This window comes from Achromobacter sp. Root83 (assembly GCF_001428845.1).
Classification (GTDB): domain Bacteria; phylum Pseudomonadota; class Gammaproteobacteria; order Burkholderiales; family Burkholderiaceae_B; genus Achromobacter.
Genome location: NZ_LMIU01000001.1, coordinates 1 through 20,352, shown reverse-complemented (window position 1 = coordinate 20,352; position 20,352 = coordinate 1). Strand labels below are relative to the sequence as shown.

Genomic DNA, 20,352 nt, shown 5'->3' with positions numbered 1-20,352 from the left:
GTGCTTTGGGGGATCTCTGTTAGTCGTTGGCTAGGGATGCTTCGTCGGAAAACAGCTCTTGCGGACGCTTCTCGACGCGCACCAGCGCGATTCGGCGGCCATCCATTTCCAGGACTTCAAAGCGGAAATGTTGATGGTGGATCTGGTACTCGCAGACGTCACCCGGCTTGGGCAGGTGTCCGAAGCGCGACAGCAGATAGCCCGCCAGGGTGGAAAAGTCCTGGGCCTCGTCGACCAGGCCTTCGGTTTCCAGGACTTGCTCGACGTGGTGCAGGTCGGCCGCGCCGTCGATCTTCCAGGTATTGTCGCCGTCCGCCACGATGTCGGGCAGTTCGTCCTCGTCGGGGAACTCGCCGGCGATGGCCTCGAAGACGTCGATGGGCGTCACCAGGCCCTCGATGGCGCCGAACTCGTCGGCCACCAGCACGAGCTGGCCGCGCGAACGTTTCAGCGTATCCATCAGGCGCAGGATGCCGATGGACTCATGCACGATGATGGGGTCGCGCAGGCGGTTGCGGCGCACCCGGCCCTCGGTGATCAGGTCGGCCACCAGGTCCTTGGCCCGGGCAATGCCCAGGACCTCGTCCAGCGAACCCCGGCAGACCGGGAAGAAGCTGTGCGGCGCCTCGGTGATCTGGCGCCGGATGGTGTCGGGATCGTCGTCGATATTGATCCAGGACACGTCCGTGCGGGGCGTCATGATGGACCGGATGGAACGCTCGGCCAGCGTCAGAACGCCGCTGACCATGTTGCGCTCTTCCACGCCGAAGGCCGGGATGGACGGGCCGTCGGCATGGGGCAGGTCGGGCTCGTCGCTGGCCGGCGGCCGCTTCCCCAGCATGCGCAGCACCGCCGAGGCGGTGCGTTCGCGCATCGGACGGCGGGCGTCCAGCTTGAGAAGGTTGCGGCGCGCCACCTGGTTGAGCGCCTCGATGGCCACCGAGAAGCCGATGGCGGCGTACAGATAGCCCTTGGGCACCTTGAAACCGAAGCTCTCGGCAAGGAGCGAGAAGCCGATCATGAGCAAAAAGCCCAGGCACAGCACCACCACCGTCGGGTGGGCATTGACGAAGCGTGTCAGCGGCTTGGAGGCCAGCAACATGATGCCGATCGCGATGATGACGGCGATCATCATGATGGCCAGGTGATCCACCATGCCCACCGCGGTAATCACGGAATCCAGCGAAAAGACCGCGTCGAGGACCACGATCTGCGTCACGATCACCCAGAAGCTGGCGTACACGCGCGGTCCGGACGAGCCCGTATGGATGCTGCCCTCGAGGCGCTCGTGCAGCTCCATGGTGCCTTTGAACAGCAGGAACAGGCCGCCCACCATCAGGATCAGGTCGCGCCCCGAGGGCGAGACCGGTCCGATGGTGAACAGGGGGGTGGTCAAGGTGACCAGCCACGACATGACCGACAAGAGGCCAAGACGCATGATGAGCGCCAGGCTCAAGCCCATGATGCGCGCGCGATCGCGCTGCGCGGGGGGCAGCTTGTCCGCCAGGATGGCGATGAAAATCAGGTTATCAATGCCCAGGACGATCTCAAGGACGACCAGGGTAAGCAAGCCGACCCACGCAGCGGGGTCCAGCAGCCACTCCATCAGGAGCTCCAGAAGTTACACGACCGGTAATCGTACATGGAAAATCCATGACACGCCGGTGACGCCTTCCCTCCGTAAGCCTGATGGACAGAGGCTTTGGGCTGAAAGGACTAGTATCAGCCGCCGATCTTCAGCGTGCCCTTCATCATCGCCCAGTGGCCGGGGAAAGAGCAGAAGAACGCGTAGTTTTCACCCGCGGCAAGCTTGGACACGTCGAACGTCACGGAATCGGACTCGCCGCCGCCCACGACCTTGGTGTGGGCGATGACGCGGGTGTCGCCCGCCTTCACGTAGTCCTGGGCCAGGCCGGCGCCCATGCCGTCGGTGGCCACGGCCTGCTTGTCCGCTTCCTTGGTGAGCACCCAGTTGTGGCCCATGGCGACCTTCGCCATCTTGCCGACGTGCTTCAGGTGGACGGTGAACTGCTTGCAGCTCTTGTCGACGACCATTTCCTTGACATTGAACTGCATGGCGTCATTGCTTTCGACGGTGGCTTCGCATTGCGCGGCCAGGGCGGGCAGGCTCGATGCAGATAGAAGAATGGCTAGGGTGGCTTTTGCCAGCATGAATCTCTCCGATGACACAGCGGCCGATGCACGCGCGCCAGCCATATGCTGACGCCGTTGCCGCCGCCGACCAGTGTAGGACCGGGCCGAAGGCGCGCTATTGACATCCGTCAAGCCGCCCGCGCAGACCCGTCGGAAATAGGGAACATCCCCTACTTTTCGTAAGGATATTAGCCGCTCAAAAAGGTGCAATTGACAAACCGCAATCCCGATTCTGTTGCAAGTTCGTAGGATGCCTGTAAGCAAACACGACCAATAGAGTTCAAGCATGCGCGGCAGTACAGCAGCAAGTCACGGATTCACCCGATGCATTCAAGCCGCGTTCTTTGCCTTCTGGCTGTCGTGCCTGTTTATCGGACAGGCGGCGCAGGCCCAGCGCCTGCCGGACTTCCTGGCCGCCACCCCCATCGACGCCGTATTTCCGGGCGCCGACCGCGTGGGCCCGGCCGAAGGCAAGCCGATGGCTGCACGCGCGTACTCGGGCGACAAGCCGCTCGGCCTGATCTACCTTACTTCCGACGTGGTCAACACGCGGGGCTATTCCAGCAAGCCGATCGACGTGCTGGTGGGACTGTCCGACAGCGGCCGCATCATGGGCGCCAAGCTGGTCGAACACCACGAACCCATTGTGCTGATCGGCATTCCGCAGTCCAAGGTCGACCACTTCATACAGGGCTATGTCGGCCTGAACTTCGTTGAGTCGCCCCCGCGCCACGGCGCGCCGCCGCCCGTCGACATCGTCAGCGGCGCCACGGTGACGCTCATGGTCATCGGCGACACCATCACGCGGTCCGCGATCGCGGTGGCTCGCGCGCACGGCATCGACAAGACCGGCGCGGCGCGGCAGGCCGCCCCCGCCACGGCCACCCGGGTCCTCGACGAAAGCCAAACCGAGGCGCAGCCGTGGCAGGCGCTGCTCGACTCGGGCGCTGTCAAGAACCTGCGCCTGTCGCCCGAAGACGTGAATCAGGCCTTTCTGCAATCGGGCAGGAAGGATGCGGCCGAGCATGTCGAAGGGGCGCAGGACGACACGTTCATCGACCTCTACGTCGCCCTGGTCAGCGCGCCTTCCATTGGCCGCAGCCTGCTGGGCGATACGGGCTGGCAGCGGCTGAAAGAGCGGCTCAAGCCGGGCCAGCAGGCGGTGCTGGTCGCTGGCAACGGCACCTATTCGTTCAAGGGCTCCGGCTACGTCCGCGGCGGCATTTTCGACCGCATCGAGGTCGTTCAGGACGAAAGCAGCTTCCGCTTCCGGGACCGCAACCACCAGCGCCTGGCGGACGTCAATGCGGCGGGCGCCCCGGCGCTGCGCGAGGTTGCGCTGTTTGTCGTGCCCGAGGACGCCGCGCTGGATCCGGTCAAGCCCTGGCGCCTGCAGCTCATGGTCCAGCGCGTGCTCAGCGTCTCGGACAAGGCCTTCGTCACGTTCGATCTTCCCTATGAGCTTCCGCGCGCCTATACCCGCGCCGTCGCGCCCGCTCCCGCTGCCCCGCAGCAGGCTGCCCAGGCGGCCCCGCCCGAGGCCGACGCCGCGCCGGCCCTGTGGAAGCAGATCTGGCAAGGCAAGGCTGGCCAGATCGCCATCCTGACCGTTGCGCTGACGGTGCTGGTCGGCATCTTCTTCTTCCAGGACCAGCTTGCCGCCCGCCCCCTCCTGCACGACCGGCTGCGCCTGGCGTTCCTGGCGTTCGCGCTGTTCTGGATCGGCTGGTACGGCCAGGCGCAGCTGTCGATCGTCAACGTGCTGACGTTCTTCTCTGCCCTGCGCACGGATTTCCGCTGGGAGTACTTCCTGATGGACCCGCTGGTGTTCATCCTGTGGTGCGCCACCGCGATCTCCATGGTCTTCTGGAACCGGGGCGCGTTCTGCGGCTGGCTGTGTCCGTTCGGCGCCCTGCAGGAACTCTCCAACCGCGTCGCCAAGCGCCTGGGCGTGCGCCAGTTGAAGATCGGGCATGGCGTGAACCAGCGGCTGTCGACGCTCAAGTACGTCATCTTCCTGCTGCTCTTCGGCTTCTCGCTGTATGACCTGGCGGTTGCGGAGCAGCTCGCGGAAGTGGAGCCGTTCAAGACCGCGATCATCCTGCACTTCATGCGCTACTGGCCTTTCGTGGTGTTCGCCGTCGCGCTGCTTGCCGCGGGTCTGTTCGTCGAACGCTTCTTCTGCCGCTATCTCTGTCCCTTGGGCGCCGCGCTGGCCATTCCCGCCCGGCTGCGCATCTTCAATTGGCTCAAGCGCTACCGCGACTGCGGTAACCCCTGTCAGCGCTGCAATCTCGAATGCCCCGTGCAGGCGATCGACCCGACCGGCGAGATCAATCCGAACGAGTGCATTCAGTGCCTGCATTGCCAGATGCTCTACCACCACCAGCAGAAGTGCCCTCACCTGATCCAGAAGCGGGCCAAGCGCGAGCGGCGCGCGGCCCCGGCCGCCGAGCCGGCGGTGCAAGAGATCGTCATGCACCGCGCGCCCAACCTGAGCGCGGCGGCCAGCCGGCCGCCCGCCGAGTCCTGAAACCCGATTTTCGTACCGCGGCGCGATGCGCCGTTCCCATCAAGGAGTTATCCATGTCCGACAAGACCCCCGAAAAAGCTGGCCTTAGCCGCCGCAGCTTCCTGGGCACCGCCGCCATCACCGGCGCAGCCGGCCTCGTCGCCGGCGCGCAGATTTCCACCGCGCATGGCAAGGAGGGCAAATCTGGCGCGGGCGTGCTTGGGCATGTCGGGCCGGGCGAGCTCGACGAATACTATGCGTTCAACTCCAGCGGACAATCGGGCGAAGTGCGCGTGCTGGGCCTGCCGTCCATGCGCGAACTCCTGCGCATTCCGGTCTTCAACCAATGCAGCGCCACCGGCTGGGGCCGCACGAACGAAAGCCGCAAGATCCTCACGGAAGGCCTGACGCCCGAAACCCGCGAGTACCTCAAGGACAAGGGCGGCGTGTTCCCGAACGGCGACGCGCACCACCCCCACCTGTCGTTCACCGACAAGACCTACGACGGCCGCTACCTCTTCATCAACGATAAGGCCAACAACCGGGTGGCGCGTATCCGCCTGGACGTGATGAAGACCGACAAGATCCTCGAACTGCCCAACGTTTCCGGCGTGCACGGGCTGCGTCCGCAGCGCTACCCCCGCACCGGCTATGTGTTCGCCAATGGCGAACACATCGTCCCGCTGCCCAACGACGGCAAGACCCTCACCGACGCCAAGAAGAACTTCTTCGCTGTCTACTCCGCGATCGACGGCGACACGATGAAGGTCGCGTGGCAGGTGCTGGTTGACGGCAACCTCGACAACGGCGACGCCGACTACCAGGGCAAGTACTCCTTCGCCACCTGCTACAACTCGGAAAAGGGCGTGACGGTCGAGGAAATGTCGGCCAACGAGCAGGACTGGGTCGTGGTCTTCAACATCAAGCGCATCGAGCAGGCGATCAAGAGCGGCGACTTCAAGACGATGGGCGGCGTGCCGGTCGTGGATGGCCGCCATGGTTCGAAGTACACGCGCTACATCCCGGTGCCCAACTCGCCCCACGGCTGCAACGCCGCCCCCGACGGCATCCACCTGATGCTGAACGGCAAGCTCTCGCCCACCGTGACGGTGATCGACGTGCGCACGCTGGATGATCTGTTCGAAGACAAGATCAAGCCGCGCGACTGCGTCGTGGCCGAACCGCAACTGGGCCTGGGCCCGCTGCATACCGCGTTCGACGGCCGCGGCAACGCCTACACCACCTTGTTCATCGACAGCCAGATGGTCAAGTGGAATATCGACAAGGCCAAGCGCGCCTACAAGGGCGAAAAGGTCGATCCCATCATCCAGAAGCTGGACGTACACTACCAGCCGGGCCACAACCACTCGACCATGGGCGAGACGAAAGAGGCCGACGGCAAGTGGCTGGTGTCGCTGAACAAGTTCTCGAAGGACCGCTTCCTGAACGTGGGCCCGCTCAAGCCCGAGAACGACCAGCTCATCGACATCTCCGGCGACGAAATGAAGCTCGTCCATGACGGCCCCAGCTTCGCCGAACCGCATGACATGTGCCTGGTGCACCGTTCCAAGATCAACCCGATCAGCGTCTGGAAGCGTGACGACCCGATGTGGGAAGACGCCCGCCAGATCGCCAAGAAGGACGGGGTATCGCTGGACGACGCCGCCAAGGTGGTGCGCGACGGCAACAAGGTCCGCGTTTACATGATGGCGGTTGCGCCCATGTTCAGCCTCAAGCAGTTCGAGGTGAACCAGGGCGACGAGGTCACCGTGTTCGTGACGAACATGGAGGTTATCGAAGACCTGACGCACGGCTTCACGCTGGAAGGCCACGGCATCGCCATGGAAATCGGACCCCAGGCCACCTCGTCGGTGACGTTCAAGGCCGATCGGCCCGGCATCTACTGGTACTACTGCCAATGGTTCTGCCACGCGCTGCACATGGAGATGTCCGGCCAGATGATCGTGCATCCCAAGAAATCCGCGTAGCGCTCCATGGCCTTCATCGCAACCTTGCGAAACGCGGTATGGGCCGCGGCCGGCTTGATGCTGGCCGGTTTTGGCCCGGCCCTGCATGGCGCCGCCGCGGCCGCCACCCTGGAGGTGGCGGCCGGCGCGGACCTGGCGCAGGCCATCGCGGCGGCGCAGCCCGGCGATACGCTGCGGCTGGCGCCGGGGTCCTATGCCGGCGAACTGGTCATCGACAAGCCCTTGACGATCGAGGGTCCGCGCGACCGCTCCGCCGTCATCGCCGGCACCCGCCAGGGCCGCACCTTGTGGATCAAGGCCACGGACGTGGCGGTGCGCAACCTGACCATCACGCGTTCGGGGCTGAGCCTGCCCGAAATGGATGCGGGCGTGTTTCTGGACCGGACCGCGCACCGTGCCGTGATCGAACACAACGACATCCTGGACAACCTGTTCGGCGTCTATGTCTGGGGGCCGGACGACGCGATGGTGCGAGGCAACCGCATCGTGGGCAACCGCGAATTGCGCGTGGCCGAACGCGGCAATGGCGTCTCGTTGTGGAACACGCCGGGCAGCGCGGTAGTGGACAACGATATCTCCGCCGGCCGCGACGGCATCTTCGTCAATACCAGCAAGAAGAACCGGTTCATCGGCAACCGCTTTCACGAACTGCGCTACGGGGTGCACTACATGTACACCAACGACAGCGAGATCAGCGGCAACCTGTCGACCGGCAACGACATCGGCTACGCCATCATGTATTCGCACCGCCTGATCGTCACGGACAACGCCGCGACGAACAACGTGGAGCAGGGCCTGATGATGAATTACGCCAACGACTCGGACATCTCCCGGAACACGGTGGATGGCGCGGGCAAATGCGTGTTCATCTACAACGCCAACAAGAACCGCTTCGCGGACAACCACTTTTCCAATTGCGAGATCGGCATTCATTTCACCGCCGGCTCCGAAGGCAACAGGATCTCCGGGAACGCGTTCATCAACAACCGGAATCAGGTCAAGTACGTGGGCAGCCGCGTGCTGGAGTGGTCGGACGGCGGGCGCGGCAACTACTGGAGCGACAACACCGCCTTCGATCTGGATGGCGACGGCATCGCCGACACGGCGTACCGCCCGAACGATGTGGTGGACCAGTTGCTGTGGCGCGCGCCGGCGGCACGCATCCTTCTCAACAGTCCCGCCATATCGGTGGTGCGCTGGGCGCAATCGCAGTTCCCGGCGATCCTGCCCGGAGGCGTGATCGACAGCGCGCCGCTGATGAAACCCGCAGCCGCATCCGCAGAACCCGCCAAGGAAACACAATGAGCACCGCCCTGGTGACGCTTTCCGGCGTCAGCAAGCACTATGGAACACACCGGGCCATCGACGGCCTGGACCTGGATCTGCGCGAAGGCGAATGCGTGGCGCTTGCCGGCCACAACGGCGCCGGCAAGAGCACGCTGATCAAGCTGGTCCTGGGCCTGATCCGCCCGTCGCAGGGCCGCGTCACGCTGTTTGGCCAGGACGCCGACAGCCCCGCGGCCTCGCGCCTGCGCGCACGCATCGGCTACCTGCCCGAAACCGTGGCGCTGCATCCCGCGATGACGGGCGCGGAGACCCTCGCCTTTTACGCGCGGCTCAAGCGCCAGCCGCTCGCCAACAACCCGTCGCTGCTGGAAAAGGTGGGGATTTCCGGAGCCGCCAACCGCCGCGTGGGCGGGTACTCCAAAGGCATGCGGCAGCGCCTGGCGCTGGCGCAGGCCCTGCTGGGCGAACCACGGATCCTGCTGTTCGACGAACCGACGACCGGCCTGGACCCCGCATCGCGGCTCACGTTCTACGAGATCGTGCACGAGCTGCGCGCAAAGGGGTCGACCATCCTGCTGAGCACGCATGCCCTGTCCGAACTGGCCGGCCACGCCGACCGCATCGTCATCATGAAGGCGGGAATCAAGATCGCCGACGGCGCCATGCCCGCGCTGCGCCAGGCCACCGGCCTGCCGATCCGCATCCGCATGACGCTCGCGCAATCGGATCCGGCCTACGCCCCGCCGCCGCAATGGAGGCGGATCGACGCGGGACGGTATGAACGGCTTTGCAGCGAGGCGGACAAAGTCGAAGCCATCCGCGGCATCGGCGCCATCGCATCGCCCATCACCGACCTGGACATACAAGTGCCCGGGCTTGACGACATCTATGCCCATTTGCTTGAACGGGAAGACGCATGAACGCGGTATACACAATCATCGGCAAGGAGATCCGCGACGGACTGCGCAACCGCTGGGTCCTCGCCACCTCGCTGCTATTGGCCGCCCTGGCCCTGGCGCTGGGGCTGCTGGGCAGCTCGCCCACCGGCGCCGTCAAGGTTGACCCGCTGACCGTCACGGTGGTCAGCCTGTCCAGCCTGTCGATCTTCCTGGTCCCGCTCATCGCCATGCTGCTGGCGTACGACGCCATCGTCGGCGAGATCGACCGCGGCACCATGGCCCTGCTGCTCAGCTATCCGGTATCCCGCTGGCAGGTGATCGTCGGCAAATTCATCGGCCACCTGGCCATCCTGGCGATCGCCACCGGCGCCGGCTACGGCTCGGCGGGGTTGGCGCTGCAATGGGTCTACGGCGGCATGGACGCCTCCGCCTGGAAGCCCTTCGCCCTGCTGATAGGCGCCAGCGTATTGCTGGGCGCCAGCTTCCTGGCCATGGGCTACCTGGTCAGCACCCTGGTGCGCGAACGCGCCACCGCGGCCGGCATCGCGCTGGGCGTCTGGCTGTTCTTTGTCGTGATCTACGACATGGGCCTGCTGGGCATATTGGCCGCGGACCAGGGCCGCCATGTGACCCCGGGGCTGCTCAACGCCCTGCTGCTTGCCAACCCATCCGATGTGTACCGGCTTCTGAACCTGACGGGATTCGAGAACATATCGATGTATGCCGGCATGGCGGGCGTCAGCGACCAGGCCAGCCTGCCCGTGCCGCTGCTGGTGGTCGCGCAATTGCTGTGGATCGCCATCCCGTTCCTGCTTGCGGCGGTCTTCTTCCGGAGAAAGCAGCTATGAAGCCCGCGCACATGGCCTGGGCCCTGGCCTTCGTGGCCACGTTGTCGGCGTGCGGCGGCGAAGACCCGCGCGCCGAGACGCCTGCCCCCCAGGCGGTCACCGTCGAAGCCGTCGGCCACTACTGCGGCATGGCGCTGCTGGATCACGCCGGCCCCAAGGGGCAGATTTTCGTCCGGGGCAGCGCCGCGCCGGTGTGGTTCTCGTCCATCAAGCAGGTGTTCGCCTACACGCTGCTGCCGGAAGAGCCCAAGGGCATCAGCGCCATCTATGTCAACGACATGGCAACCGCCGGCCCGGACGGCAAGGGGGATCCCGCGTCCTGGATCGATGCGAAGCTTGCGCACTACGTGATCGGGGGCAGGTTCATCGGGGGCATGGGCGCCGAGGACGCCATGCCGTTTTCGGACAAGGCCCGCGCGCTCGCCTTCGCCCAGGCCCACGGCGGCCGGGTCGTGGGCTTCTCCGACATGCCGGAGGACTATGTCTTCGCCCAATAGCGCGGCGCACTCCGCGCCGCCGTCAGCCTTTCATCCACACAAATCGCCATGATCAATCCCGCCCGCCGCCGCTTCATCGGCATCGTCGCCGCGTCATCCGCGCTGGCGCTCACTTCCAGCCCCCTGCGGCGCGCGCACGCCGCCATCGCGCCCACGTGCTGGCAAGGGGCGGCCCTGGGCGCGGACGCCGAACTGAGGCTTTACCACCCGGACCCCCAGGCCGCCGAGCGGCTCATCGCCCAGGCGCTGGCGGAACTGCGCCGCCTGGAAGGCATCTTCAGCCTGTACCGTGACGACAGCGCGCTGGCGGTTCTGAACCGTCAGGGATTCCTGGATAACCCCCCTTCCGACCTGCTCCGCCTGCTTGCGGAGAGCCGCCACTACGCTGTGCTGACGGGGGGCCTGTTCGATCCCACCGTGCAGCCCCTGTGGCGCCTGTACGCGGAGCATTTCGCCCGCGCGGACGCCGACCCGGCGGGCCCTGCGCCCGCGGCGGTCGCCTCGGCGCTGGCGCACGTTTCCTATCAGGGCGTGGAGCTCGATCCCCAGCGCATTCAATTGCGCCCTGGCATGGCGCTGACGCTCAACGGCATCGCCCAGGGCTATATCACCGACAAGGTGACCGAACTGTTCAGAAACAACGGCCTGGAGCGGGCGCTGGTCGACATGGGCGAGATCCGCGGATGGGACCCATCCGTCCGCCCTGCAGGCTGGCAGGTGGGGCTGGCGGATCCGCTGGCGCCCGAACGGATCCTGGCGCAGGTGCCGGTCAGCAACCAGGCGCTGGCGACATCCGGGGGCTATGGCACCCCGCTGGATGCGGCGGGCAGGTTCTCGCACCTGTTCGATCCGCGCAGCGGCCAGGCCCGCCCCCGTTATCGCAGCGTGTCCGTCATGGCGCCCACCGCGACCGCCGCGGACGCGCTGTCCACGGCTTTTTCCCACATGTCTCTCGAAGACACGCAGAAGATCGTGCGCAGCCTGGGCGTGAGCGCCTGGATGGTCCTGCCGGACGGCAGGCTCATCGCGCAAACCGCCCGCGCCTGAACGGCACCGCGCAAAATAAAAAAAACCGGCCTTGGCCGGTTTTTTTATTGCGCAGGCGCTTCAGGCCGCCGACGGCGGGTTCAGCGCGGACAGCATCTGCGTGAAGATCTTCGGGCTGGCGGCCAGCACATTGCCGCTGTCCATCCAGCCTTGTTCGCCGTCGAAATCGGCAACCAGGCCGCCGGCTTCCAGAACCATCAGGCTGCCGGCAGCCACGTCCCAGGGCTTCAGGCCCACGCCGCAGAAGCCGTCCAGACGGCCGCTGGCCACGTAGGCCAGGTCCAGGACCGTGGAGCCCAGGCGGCGCACGCCGGTGGCGCCTTCGGCCATCTGGCGGAAACGCTGCGAGCCCTGTTCGGGAACGCCGGCGTTGGGCCAGTGGGCGCCCAGCAGCGCGTCGTGGTAGCGCGTACGGCCCGAAACCCGCACGCGGCGGTCATTCAGGAACGTGCCGCTGCCCCGGCTGGCCGTGAACAGTTCGTTGCGCGAGGGGTCATAGATGACCGCCTGCGTGACCTGGCCGCGCTGCGTCAGCGCGATCGACACGGCATAGTTGGGCAGGCCGTGGATGAAGTTCGTCGTGCCGTCGAGGGGATCGATGATCCACTGGAATTCGGCCTGGTCGGGACCCTGCAGGCCAAATTCCTCGCCCAGCACCGCATGGTCCGGATAAGCGGCATGCAGCGTTTCGACGATGGACTCCTCGGCGGCGCGATCGACTTCCGTGACATAATCGCGCGGCCCCTTGCGAGCCACGCTGAGTCGTTCCAAATCCATGCTGGCACGGTTGATAATGGTGCCGGCACGCCGGGCCGCCTTGATGGCGATATTGAGCATCGGGTGCATAAAATTCCGTACGAATGCGATGAGTTGGCTTGATGGTAGGCCGCTTGCCGCCCTCCGGGTCCGCCGTTGCCCCAACCGGGGAAATCGACCCAAAAAACCAGGAAGGCACTAAGCCAAACGTGCCATTTTAAATGACTCAAGCATTTTCACGTGTTCGCTTCGTAATGGTGAACCCCAGCCACCCCGGAAACGTCGGTTCGGCGGCCCGCGCGATCAAGACAATGGGCTTCTCCGAACTGGTGCTGGTGGACCCCAAGTTCCCGGATGTAACCAGCCAGCCCGAGGCCGTGGCGCTGGCCAGCGGCGCGTTGGACGTCCTGGAGAACGCCCGGATCCACGCCACGCTCGAAGAGGCGCTGGCCCCCGTCACCATGGCCTTCGCCCTGACGGCCCGCGTGCGCGACCTGGGTCCTCCGCCCTGCGATATCCGTCAGGCGGCCGACCTGGCCTGCGCCCATCTGGCGGAAACGGCCGAGGGCGTGGCTGCCGTGGTGCTGGGCACCGAGCGCGCGGGCCTCACGAACGCCCAGATCGCGCTGTGCCACCGTATCTGCCATATCCCCGCCAACCCCGAGTACAGCTCCCTGAACGTCGCCCAGGCGCTGCAATTGGCCGCCTGGGAGCTGCGCTACGCGCTGCTGATCGACCAGGGCGCCGCCCTGCTGCCCGCGTCGACCGCCCAGGAACCCTCGCGCGGCGCCGAGCCCGCCTCCAGCGAGGCGGTTCAGGCGTTCCTGGCCCACTGGGAAGAAGCGCTGGTCGGCGTGCAGTTCCTGGATCCCGCCCACCCCAAGAAGCTGATGCCGCGCATGCGTCATCTGTACTCGCGGCTGTCCCTGACCCGCGACGAGGTGGACATGATGCGCGGCGTCTGCACCGCGATGCTGAGAAAAAAATAGGGACGGGCAATGCCCGTCCCTAGTGTGCCGATATCCCGGCGGCTGGCCGCCGGGGAATCGAAGATCAGTCCACCGTGGCGCCCGAGGCCTTGACCACCGGAGCCCAGCCTTCCACTTCCGACTTGATGAACTGGCCGAATTCGGCCGGCGTCGTCTTCACGCCCACGGCGCCCAGCTTTTCGAAGCTGGTCTGAACGGAAGGATTGTCCAGCGCCTTCTGCATGGCGGCGTTGAGCTTGGTGATCACTTCCGGCGGCGTGCCGGCCGGGGCCAGCAGGCCGAACCACGACGACACGTCGAACTCGGCAAAGCCCGATTCCTGCATCGTCGGCAGGTCCGGCGCGCTCTTGGAGCGATCGCGGGTCGTCACGGCCAGGGCGCGCAGCTTGCCCGACTGGGCGTGCGGCCAGGCCGACGGCATGTTGTCGAACATGAACTGCACCTGGCCGCCGATCAGATCGGTCATGGCCGGGGCGCTGCCCTTGTAGGGCACGTGCAGCACGTCAATGCCGGCCTTCATCTTGAACAGTTCGCCCGCCATGTGGATGGACGTGCCGCTGCCAGACGACGCAAAAGCCAGCTTGCCGGGGTTTTTCTTGGCGTAGTCCACCAGTTCCTTCACGGACTTGACGGGGACTTGCGGATTCACGACCAGGATGTTGGGCACCTTGGCGCCCAGGGCCACCGGCGCGAAGTCCTTGGTCAGGTCGAACGTGACGTTCTTGTACAGCGTCTGGTTGATGGCGCTGGTGACGGCCACGAACAGCAGCGTATAGCCGTCGGGCGCGGCGCGCTGGACCTGGTCGGTGGCGATGTTGCTGCCGGCGCCGGGCTTGTTCTCGACGACGAACGATTGGCCCAGGGTCTCGGTGAGTTCCTTGGCCATGATGCGGGCGATCACGTCCGTGGTGCCCCCGGCCGAAAAACCGACCACGATGCGGACAGGCTTGTCAGGGTAGGCTGCGTGGGCGGAACCCATTGCGAATGCGCTTGCGGCGGTGGCCAGAAGGGTGGCGGCGAGGCGCCGCAGGCCAGGCTTTTGACCTGTAGTCATAGTGTCTCCGTGCAGGTACAGTCCATTGGATGGACGATTCGAATTATTAGATGCTGCATTCTGAGCTATACATGCGGATTACATCAAGGTAGAGTCCACGCTACGGACGATGGTTTTCCCTCGTCCGATCCGTGATAACCCATAGTTTTCAGAGATTCGCATGCAAGACAGCGATGCCGCGGCCGCGGGCCCACGCACATTGCGGCGCGGCCTGGCCGTCCTGGCCGCCCTGCGGGACCAAGGCCCCGACGGCCTGAGCGTGACCGACATTGCCCGCCTGACGGGCATACAGCGCCCCACCATCTATCGCCTCTTGGCCGCCCTGCTCGACGCGGGGCTCGTGCTGCCCGTCAGCGGCACCAAGAAATACCGCGCCCAGCTGGCGGTCGACCCGGACACGCGTTCGCGCGATCCGCGCGTGCGCCAGCTCCTGCCCGTCCTGCGCCGCCTGGCCGACCGGACCGGCGACGCCGTGTTCCTGGTGGTGCGTGAAGACGACGACTCGATCAGCCTGCACCGCGAGATCGGCAGTTATCCCGTGCAGATCCTGGCCACCTATGCCGGCAAGCGCCAGCCGCTGGGAGTGGGATCCGGCGGCATGGCGCTGCTGGCCGCCCTGCCCGACGACATGGCGCGAGGCATCGTCGAACGCAATTCCAGCAGGCTGGACGAATACGGCGGCATGACGCCCCAGGAGATGTTCCGCCTGATCGAAAACACCCGCGCCCGCGGGTATTCGGTGGTGGGCAACCACGCGGTGCGCGGCGCGCTCGGCGTGGGCTGCGCGCTGCTGGACGCGCAGGGCGCGCCGCTGCTGGCTGTCAGTGTCACCGCCATCATCGACCGCATGCCCGCGCAGCGCCAGCGCGAGATCGCGGGCTGGATCAAGGCCGAATTGGCCCGGTTGTCCCTGCAGGCCTGAGCACCGTCACGCGGGGAGCGGCTTTTGATTGTCGGCCGCGAAGCCTCACTTCACTTTGGCCCGGACAAATCCACGCGGGGACCGCTCGCGATAAAGGCGTCGAGCGCGCTCTTGTCCCGAGCGGCCTGCTCCGGATCAACATAGCGGGCAGTCGTGAAGGCGGTTGGCTGGGGCGACTCCTGGTTCGCCATGAAAAGCGGATCGGGCCGGTCGCTGCTTGAGGTCTGCGGCATCAGCTTCACGCCAAACGGATTGAAGCGAGGCCTGTTGCCCGGTGTGGGTGAACTGACGGTGATCAGCGTGGCTTGATCCTTACGGCGCAGAGGCACCACCACGCTGGTATCCGCATTCAGATAGCTGGCCATCGTGGCCAGCGCAAGCCCGACAAAGGGCGACGCCGAACCCGTGTCGCCCAGGCGCTGGGTCAGGTTGTAGCTCTGGTTCGATGCCAGCAGGTCAATGGAACTGCCTGCGGCCCGCAGGGACATGGTCCATTCACCCAGCACGGCGTTGTCGGGCTTGCCGCTGTCGTGGAACACCCGCGCCGGCTGGACACCCAAGCCTTGCGTCGCCCGGGTCCATGCCGCCGCCTGGGCGGCGGTCAGCGCCTCATTTTTCAGGCGCCGGCCGGCCGCGTCCTGCAAGGACACGGTGACCGGACGATGCAGCTTGGCCAGCACCGGCAGCGCGTCCCATTGCTCGAAGGCGCGCTCGGTCCAGGGTTGCGGGATGAACGGGGATGGCACGAATGGCACCTTGGGACTGCGCATGCCCCAGCCGGTAAATTCGGGATTGATCGGGTTCTTGTTGGGTTTGGTGTAACGCGCGTATTGGCGCAGCCAGTCCACGCGTTCGGGACGGCCGACGACCATGGCTACCATGGCGTCGGTGAGTTGCCCAGGTTGACGGGGCATCGTGCCTGCGCCGATGAATTTTTCCCCCTTCACGGAGAGTGCACCGGCCATATTGATCCCCTCATTTGCGTACATCAAGACAGCAGGCAAATCAGAATTCTGCTCAAAAAACTGAAACAGGTTTTCGACCACACCCTCGGGGTTATCACTGCAAATGATGCCATCCGTCAGTTGGCGAATGCGATGCCAGTGCAAGCCGGCAGGCCCTCGCATATCGTCGACCATATCTTTGAGCATGACTTTGGTCATTTCAATCGGGACGCGCAAATTCGGCGTATGAGGATTCCAGCCGCGCACTACCGTAATAGTGGGAATTGGCCATTTCTCCAGAAAATTACGTAGCCCAAGCTCCAAAGCGTCAGTTTCTCGTTTGTCGTAAGCCATATTCTTGGCGTCGCCAGTAACGGGGTACTTGGTCGGATCGGTAGGTAGAACGCTGCCAATATGTAGGGATTCAGGTTGCGTTTGGCTTTGTTGATCCAACGCTTCCCAGATCTGACCTTGGCGAAAAACGTCAACGCTGACGCCGATACTCAGGACATCTAGGGTATCCAAGCGCGCGGATGAACTTGGGGCGCGATAGGAGTCGTCAACTGTCATGGTCGTGGTTTCCTGTGCCGGGGCGAGGGGCGTACCAGATGAGGGCGCGTGGGTGAAACAGCGGTTGGCCGTGAGCGGACTCACTGCCGAAGCGATTGTGATGTGGGAACATGAGGCCACGCTCATAGCTAGCAAAGCTTGAGTCAACTTTCGCATCATGCAGACCCCTGAGATTTCGGCGAATTTTCTCTACGTTGAGATCGTGTTTGGCTATCAATAAGCGAAGGGAATTTTGCATCCTGCACAATCTGAGGCAACACGCCACCACCCAACGTTGCGGCATTTCCTCGACCGTCGTATTCGACGACCGTGCTGCTGCGATATAGCGACGTGTTATCAATCAATTCACGATTCGCAGAGGCCTCTTCCAGATAGAAATCGAGCACGGCATCGGTCGGATGATTCCCGGCCGAGTTATCCCCCGGCTGGTAGTCGCCCCGCGTCCTCTTCCAATCCAATCTCCAATCCGCCACCCGGCACAAGTAAGCATAGAACTCAACATCATCCACGCACCCGCCCGCCCCCACCGCCAGGTCATAAGCCAGCACGCGCTGGCTGTGCAGCGGATTCGCCGGAATCCCCGAGTGAAACGACAAGGCCTCCTGATCCGCTAGCGTCTGGTTCTGCAAGCGCAGGCGCGCCTCGTAGGGCGTTTCGCCGCGCGTGATCTGTACCACGCCCTCTTCGAAGTCCAACGCGGAGAACACATGCGCGTGATCTTCCGCCGCCTTCCCTTCGTTGTAGGCGCGCGTCACGTCGGCCAGGCTGTGGCCGTAGCGATAGGCGTCCTGTTTGGACATCATTCCTATGCGGGACAGGCTGCGGTCGTCCGGCCTCCAGCCGCCGTTGGCCAGCACGATGGACGCATCGATCGGGTCGTATTGCGTTTTGACTTGATAAACGCCGCTCTGCGTCGCTTCGGCGTCGGCAGGGGTGTTTCCCTGGGTCACATTGCCGCCATTGGCAAAGTTCACCTCGACGGGCGCCGGCAATGGGGCGCCATGCAACTGCACGGTCTGACCGGCCTTGAATTCACCACGCGCGGCGTTTCTGTCGAACCAGCTCAGGCCGGTGTCTTCCCAGGTTCTCTCGCCCGCAAGAAGCAAGGGGTAGCGATCGACCAGCGCGCGGGCGCCGACCTTTTCCCGTTCGCCATCGCGCCTTCTCAACGTAAAAACGCGCTGATGAAAGCGGGGGCCCAGCACGCTACGCGCCGCCTGCCCGTTGACCGTGTCGGCCACGCCCTGCCAGCCTATGCCCTGCACGTTGCCCAGCCCCACCGTCTGATCCTGCGGCGTGAAGTACAGATAGGTGCAGCCGCGGTTGTCGCGCTCGTCGAATACGGCCTCGTTGCCATCGATGGTGGCCTTGCTGCCGCTGCCGCCCGTCCATCGCGCGCCGCCTATTGCGCCATAGCCCGTGCAGCCGCTAATGCTGACGCTGGGAAGCGCGGGCGTATCCACCGCCTGGGCCGCGATGAACTCGACCACGCCTTTAAGCGTCTTGATGCGGGCCTGCGTCGTTTGCTGGTCTCCAAACTGTTGCATCCGTTCGGGGCCCGGCTCGTGCAGACTGTAGGGCGGGTTAAGCATCACCATGCAATCGGCGGGACGCACCGGCTCTTCTTCCCCAGCAAGATCGGGGGGACGCAATGGGTCTTTTTTTTCAGCAAGAAACGCCTGCGCCAGCAGGTTGATCAAGTTGCCTTGGCTATGCCCCACGATGTTGATCGCGTCATCCGGATAGCGCTTGCGGATGATCTTGATCAGCATGGCCAGCCGCATGGCGGCCAGCACCATGTAGCGGCGGCCCGCCGCGCGGAACAGCGGATGGCTCGGCGTCGGCGAGAACCAGCGCATGGGGATGATGCCAAAGAGCTTTCCGCTGAAACCGTCGCCCCACATGTCCGGGACCGTGGTGGTGGCGTTTGCAAAGAACCCGCCCTCCTTCGTGCCCGCCTTGTCCAGACGATTGCCGTCGCGGTCCAGCCATTCTCCGTGAGGCGCGGTCTTATTGATATGCACCTCTTCTTCCCGAAAACCCCAATAGAAGGGAATCACGACGCTGCGCGCCGTTCCCCCCGCATCCGCATCGGTAACCGCGCGGCGGTAATAGACAGCATCGGGGTTGCGCTCTGCCCCCGTGCCGGTAGGCAGGGTGTAGGACGCGGGAACCAGCTTGCCCGGGGTGGCTGAACCGCTATCGGAGCCCGCCAGGTCCATACGCTCGTTCAGGCCCGCACACAGCCCCGACTCGATGCTGGCGTAGACGCCGGCCAGGTCGTTCACGCCATGGATCAGAATGGTCACGCAGGGCTTGGGCGGCGGCGGTGTCAGGTTGCGATCGCCGCCCTTGGGCATCACCACGCTGGAGGCCCTGCATATCACTCTTTGCGTAGACGAATCACTCATCGCTTGAATCCCGGTTCCGTGTTGCCAACATTCGCATCGCACCCTGCGCGTTACTGAAAGCGCCGCTACGACTTGGGTGCGGCACGAGGGTCACGGACTTGTATGTCCGCAATATGCATGGCATCTTTTTGCAGCAACTGCGTCGCGCCTTCCGCATCCGTGATGCCTTCCAACACCTCGCCGTTGCTCAGCGAGATCTTGTAAGGCAAGTTGGCGATGGGCGACTTGCCGTCCAGATGGGTCACGACAAAGCGCCGCTGCGTATCGCCAACGTCGAACGTGGGCAATTCGGCCGCCTGGCTGGCGGGTCCTTTCATGCTGTGACTGGCCGCCTTTACGGTGAAGGTCCCGGGCATGCCAAGTTCGATGTTTCCGTCCGCGATCTTGATATACGCCCCGCCACACAGCAGCGTGATGTGCTTGTCGGCCGAGACCAGCACGTGCTCATTGCTGGCGCTCAGTTCGACGCTCCGGTCGGCCTGCAGGCGGATNGCCCCGCCACACAGCAGCGTGATGTGCTTGTCGGCCGAGACCAGCACGTGCTCATTGCTGGCGCTCAGTTCGACGCTCCGGTCGGCCTGCAGGCGGATGCTGTTCTTCTGCGCCTGCAGCAGCAGCTCCCCCTGGTGTGCGATATGACGCATATCGCCGCCCTGGGAAAACAGGCCCAGGTCCGTGCCCGCGTTCACGACCACCTTTTGTCCGGCCGTGATGTGCTGGTTCTGCTCGGCCACGCTGTCGATGTGCGAGCCCGCGCCCAGTGTGATGGCTTGGGGCGTGCCCGCTGCGATGCCTCCGGGCGCGCTCAATGCAATGATGGGCTGCCCGCCGTTCGAGCCTCCCTTCTCGTCGTTGGCGCCGTGRCCCAGGTCGCGCACCGCGTCACTCAACGCCTGTTGTGGCGCGGKGTCRTGGCCGACGCCCTSGTGCTCGCTTGCGTAGTCGCCCAGGTTCTTCGCCAGTTCCAACGCGGCTTGGAGCGCATTGATGATCTGAGTGCGATCCAGATGRCCGGCGCYCGCCTTCAAYTGGGCGTCCGCGCTCAACAGCAGGCCCTTGGCCGCCCGCACCGCCCCGTGCTCGTCGGTGCGMAGCTCGAACCCTTCGCCCCGGGGCTGGCCACCCGCAGGGCGCGGGTGCGTCAGATAGCCCAGGTGCAGGTGCGTTGCGCCATGTTCGCTCATCAGCGCGGCGCTGATCTGTTCCGAGGTGTCGTCCAGCCGCAGCTCGTTGGCGCGATCGCCCTTGTGTTCCTTGCTTTTGACGGTATTGAGGATGTTGTGCCGGGGCAGTTCGTACGGYGGCAGGTTCGTCGCCCGGTACGTTCTTCCGGMAATGATCGGCTGGTCGCAATCGCCGTCCAGGAAGTTGACGATCACTTCCTGCCCGATGCGCGGGATCGCCATGTGGCCCCAGGCCGCGCCCGCCCAGTTCTGCGACACGCGGATCCAGCACGAGCTGTGTTCGTCGTGCT

Annotated in this window: 17 protein-coding genes; 9 read left to right on the top strand and 8 right to left on the bottom strand. The window is 64.8% G+C overall.

The genetic code is table 11. The annotated features are described in order from the left end of the window. Nucleotides 1-19 precede the first annotated feature (19 nt). Entirely contained in the window at nt 20-1,606 is a 1,587-nt protein-coding gene (locus ASE30_RS00080; RefSeq protein WP_057282237.1) for a TerC family protein, read from the bottom strand. Nucleotides 1,607-1,722: 116 nt separating this feature from the next. After that, complete coding sequence (gene azu, locus ASE30_RS00075; RefSeq protein WP_057282236.1) at nt 1,723-2,172, bottom strand: azurin; 450 nt, start codon at nt 2,170-2,172, stop codon at nt 1,723-1,725. Between the two features lie 268 nt (nt 2,173-2,440). Between azu and ASE30_RS00070 the strand changes: the two genes are divergently transcribed. Genes ASE30_RS00070 through ASE30_RS00040 form a run of 7 tightly spaced genes read left to right on the top strand, consistent with a single transcriptional unit; the run spans nt 2,441 to nt 11,232 of the window. Further along, on the top strand, nt 2,441-4,687 hold the full coding sequence (locus ASE30_RS00070) for a NosR/NirI family protein (protein WP_082601393.1): 2,247 nt from the start codon (nt 2,441-2,443) through the stop codon (nt 4,685-4,687). 53 nt (nt 4,688-4,740) lie between these two features. Then, a complete protein-coding gene (gene nosZ, locus ASE30_RS00065; RefSeq protein ID WP_057282235.1) occupies nt 4,741-6,654 on the top strand; it encodes a TAT-dependent nitrous-oxide reductase in 1,914 nt (637 codons plus the stop codon). A gap of 6 nt (nt 6,655-6,660) precedes the next feature. Next, nucleotides 6,661-7,959: a nitrous oxide reductase family maturation protein NosD gene (locus tag ASE30_RS00060; protein ID WP_057282234.1), complete on the top strand. Its 1,299-nt coding sequence runs from the start codon at nt 6,661-6,663 to the stop codon at nt 7,957-7,959. Continuing rightward, nucleotides 7,956-8,861, top strand: coding sequence for an ABC transporter ATP-binding protein (locus tag ASE30_RS00055; RefSeq protein WP_057282233.1), 906 nt, complete (start codon nt 7,956-7,958; stop codon nt 8,859-8,861). Before ASE30_RS00060 ends, ASE30_RS00055 begins: the two co-directional genes overlap by 4 nt. Next, nucleotides 8,858-9,688, top strand: a complete 831-nt coding sequence (locus ASE30_RS00050) for an ABC transporter permease (protein WP_057282232.1) — start codon at nt 8,858-8,860, stop codon at nt 9,686-9,688. Before ASE30_RS00055 ends, ASE30_RS00050 begins: the two co-directional genes overlap by 4 nt. Beyond that, nucleotides 9,685-10,185 (top strand): nitrous oxide reductase accessory protein NosL, encoded by a 501-nt coding sequence (locus tag ASE30_RS00045; RefSeq protein WP_057282231.1) that lies wholly within the window; start codon nt 9,685-9,687, stop codon nt 10,183-10,185. Before ASE30_RS00050 ends, ASE30_RS00045 begins: the two co-directional genes overlap by 4 nt. A 48-nt stretch (nt 10,186-10,233) precedes the next feature. Then, entirely contained in the window at nt 10,234-11,232 is a 999-nt protein-coding gene (locus ASE30_RS00040; RefSeq protein WP_057282230.1) for an FAD:protein FMN transferase, read from the top strand. A 60-nt stretch (nt 11,233-11,292) separates the two neighbouring features. Here ASE30_RS00040 and ASE30_RS00035 read toward each other — a convergent pair whose 3' ends face one another. Continuing rightward, on the bottom strand, nt 11,293-12,078 hold the full coding sequence (locus ASE30_RS00035; protein WP_057282229.1) for an inositol monophosphatase family protein: 786 nt from the start codon (nt 12,076-12,078) through the stop codon (nt 11,293-11,295). Nucleotides 12,079-12,209: 131 nt separating this feature from the next. On the opposite strand from ASE30_RS00035, the gene ASE30_RS00030 reads away from it, so the two are divergent. Continuing rightward, complete coding sequence (locus ASE30_RS00030) at nt 12,210-12,977, top strand: RNA methyltransferase (protein ID WP_156407488.1); 768 nt, start codon at nt 12,210-12,212, stop codon at nt 12,975-12,977. Between the two features lie 64 nt (nt 12,978-13,041). Here the strand turns inward: ASE30_RS00030 and ASE30_RS00025 are convergent, their stop codons facing one another. Beyond that, nucleotides 13,042-14,031, bottom strand: coding sequence for a tripartite tricarboxylate transporter substrate binding protein (locus ASE30_RS00025; RefSeq protein ID WP_057282227.1), 990 nt, complete (start codon nt 14,029-14,031; stop codon nt 13,042-13,044). 160 nt (nt 14,032-14,191) lie between these two features. Here ASE30_RS00025 and ASE30_RS00020 point away from each other — a divergent pair, with 160 nt between their 5' ends. Then, nucleotides 14,192-14,953 (top strand): IclR family transcriptional regulator, encoded by a 762-nt coding sequence (locus ASE30_RS00020; RefSeq protein ID WP_057282226.1) that lies wholly within the window; start codon nt 14,192-14,194, stop codon nt 14,951-14,953. Nucleotides 14,954-15,003: 50 nt separating this feature from the next. Here ASE30_RS00020 and ASE30_RS00015 read toward each other — a convergent pair whose 3' ends face one another. The 4 genes from ASE30_RS00015 to ASE30_RS29835 all read right to left on the bottom strand — a co-directional run. Beyond that, entirely contained in the window at nt 15,004-16,467 is a 1,464-nt protein-coding gene (locus ASE30_RS00015; protein WP_200964373.1) for a DUF2875 family protein, read from the bottom strand. Between the two features lie 155 nt (nt 16,468-16,622). Beyond that, on the bottom strand, nt 16,623-18,878 hold the full coding sequence (locus ASE30_RS00010) for a DUF3274 domain-containing protein (protein WP_057282225.1): 2,256 nt from the start codon (nt 18,876-18,878) through the stop codon (nt 16,623-16,625). Between the two features lie 65 nt (nt 18,879-18,943). Further along, on the bottom strand, nt 18,944-19,369 hold the full coding sequence (locus ASE30_RS29840; RefSeq protein ID WP_369819279.1) for a DUF2345 domain-containing protein: 426 nt from the start codon (nt 19,367-19,369) through the stop codon (nt 18,944-18,946). A gap of 1 nt (nt 19,370) precedes the next feature. Next, nucleotides 19,371-20,352: type VI secretion system Vgr family protein (locus ASE30_RS29835; RefSeq protein ID WP_369819289.1), on the bottom strand; the 982-nt coding region annotated here is incomplete at both ends.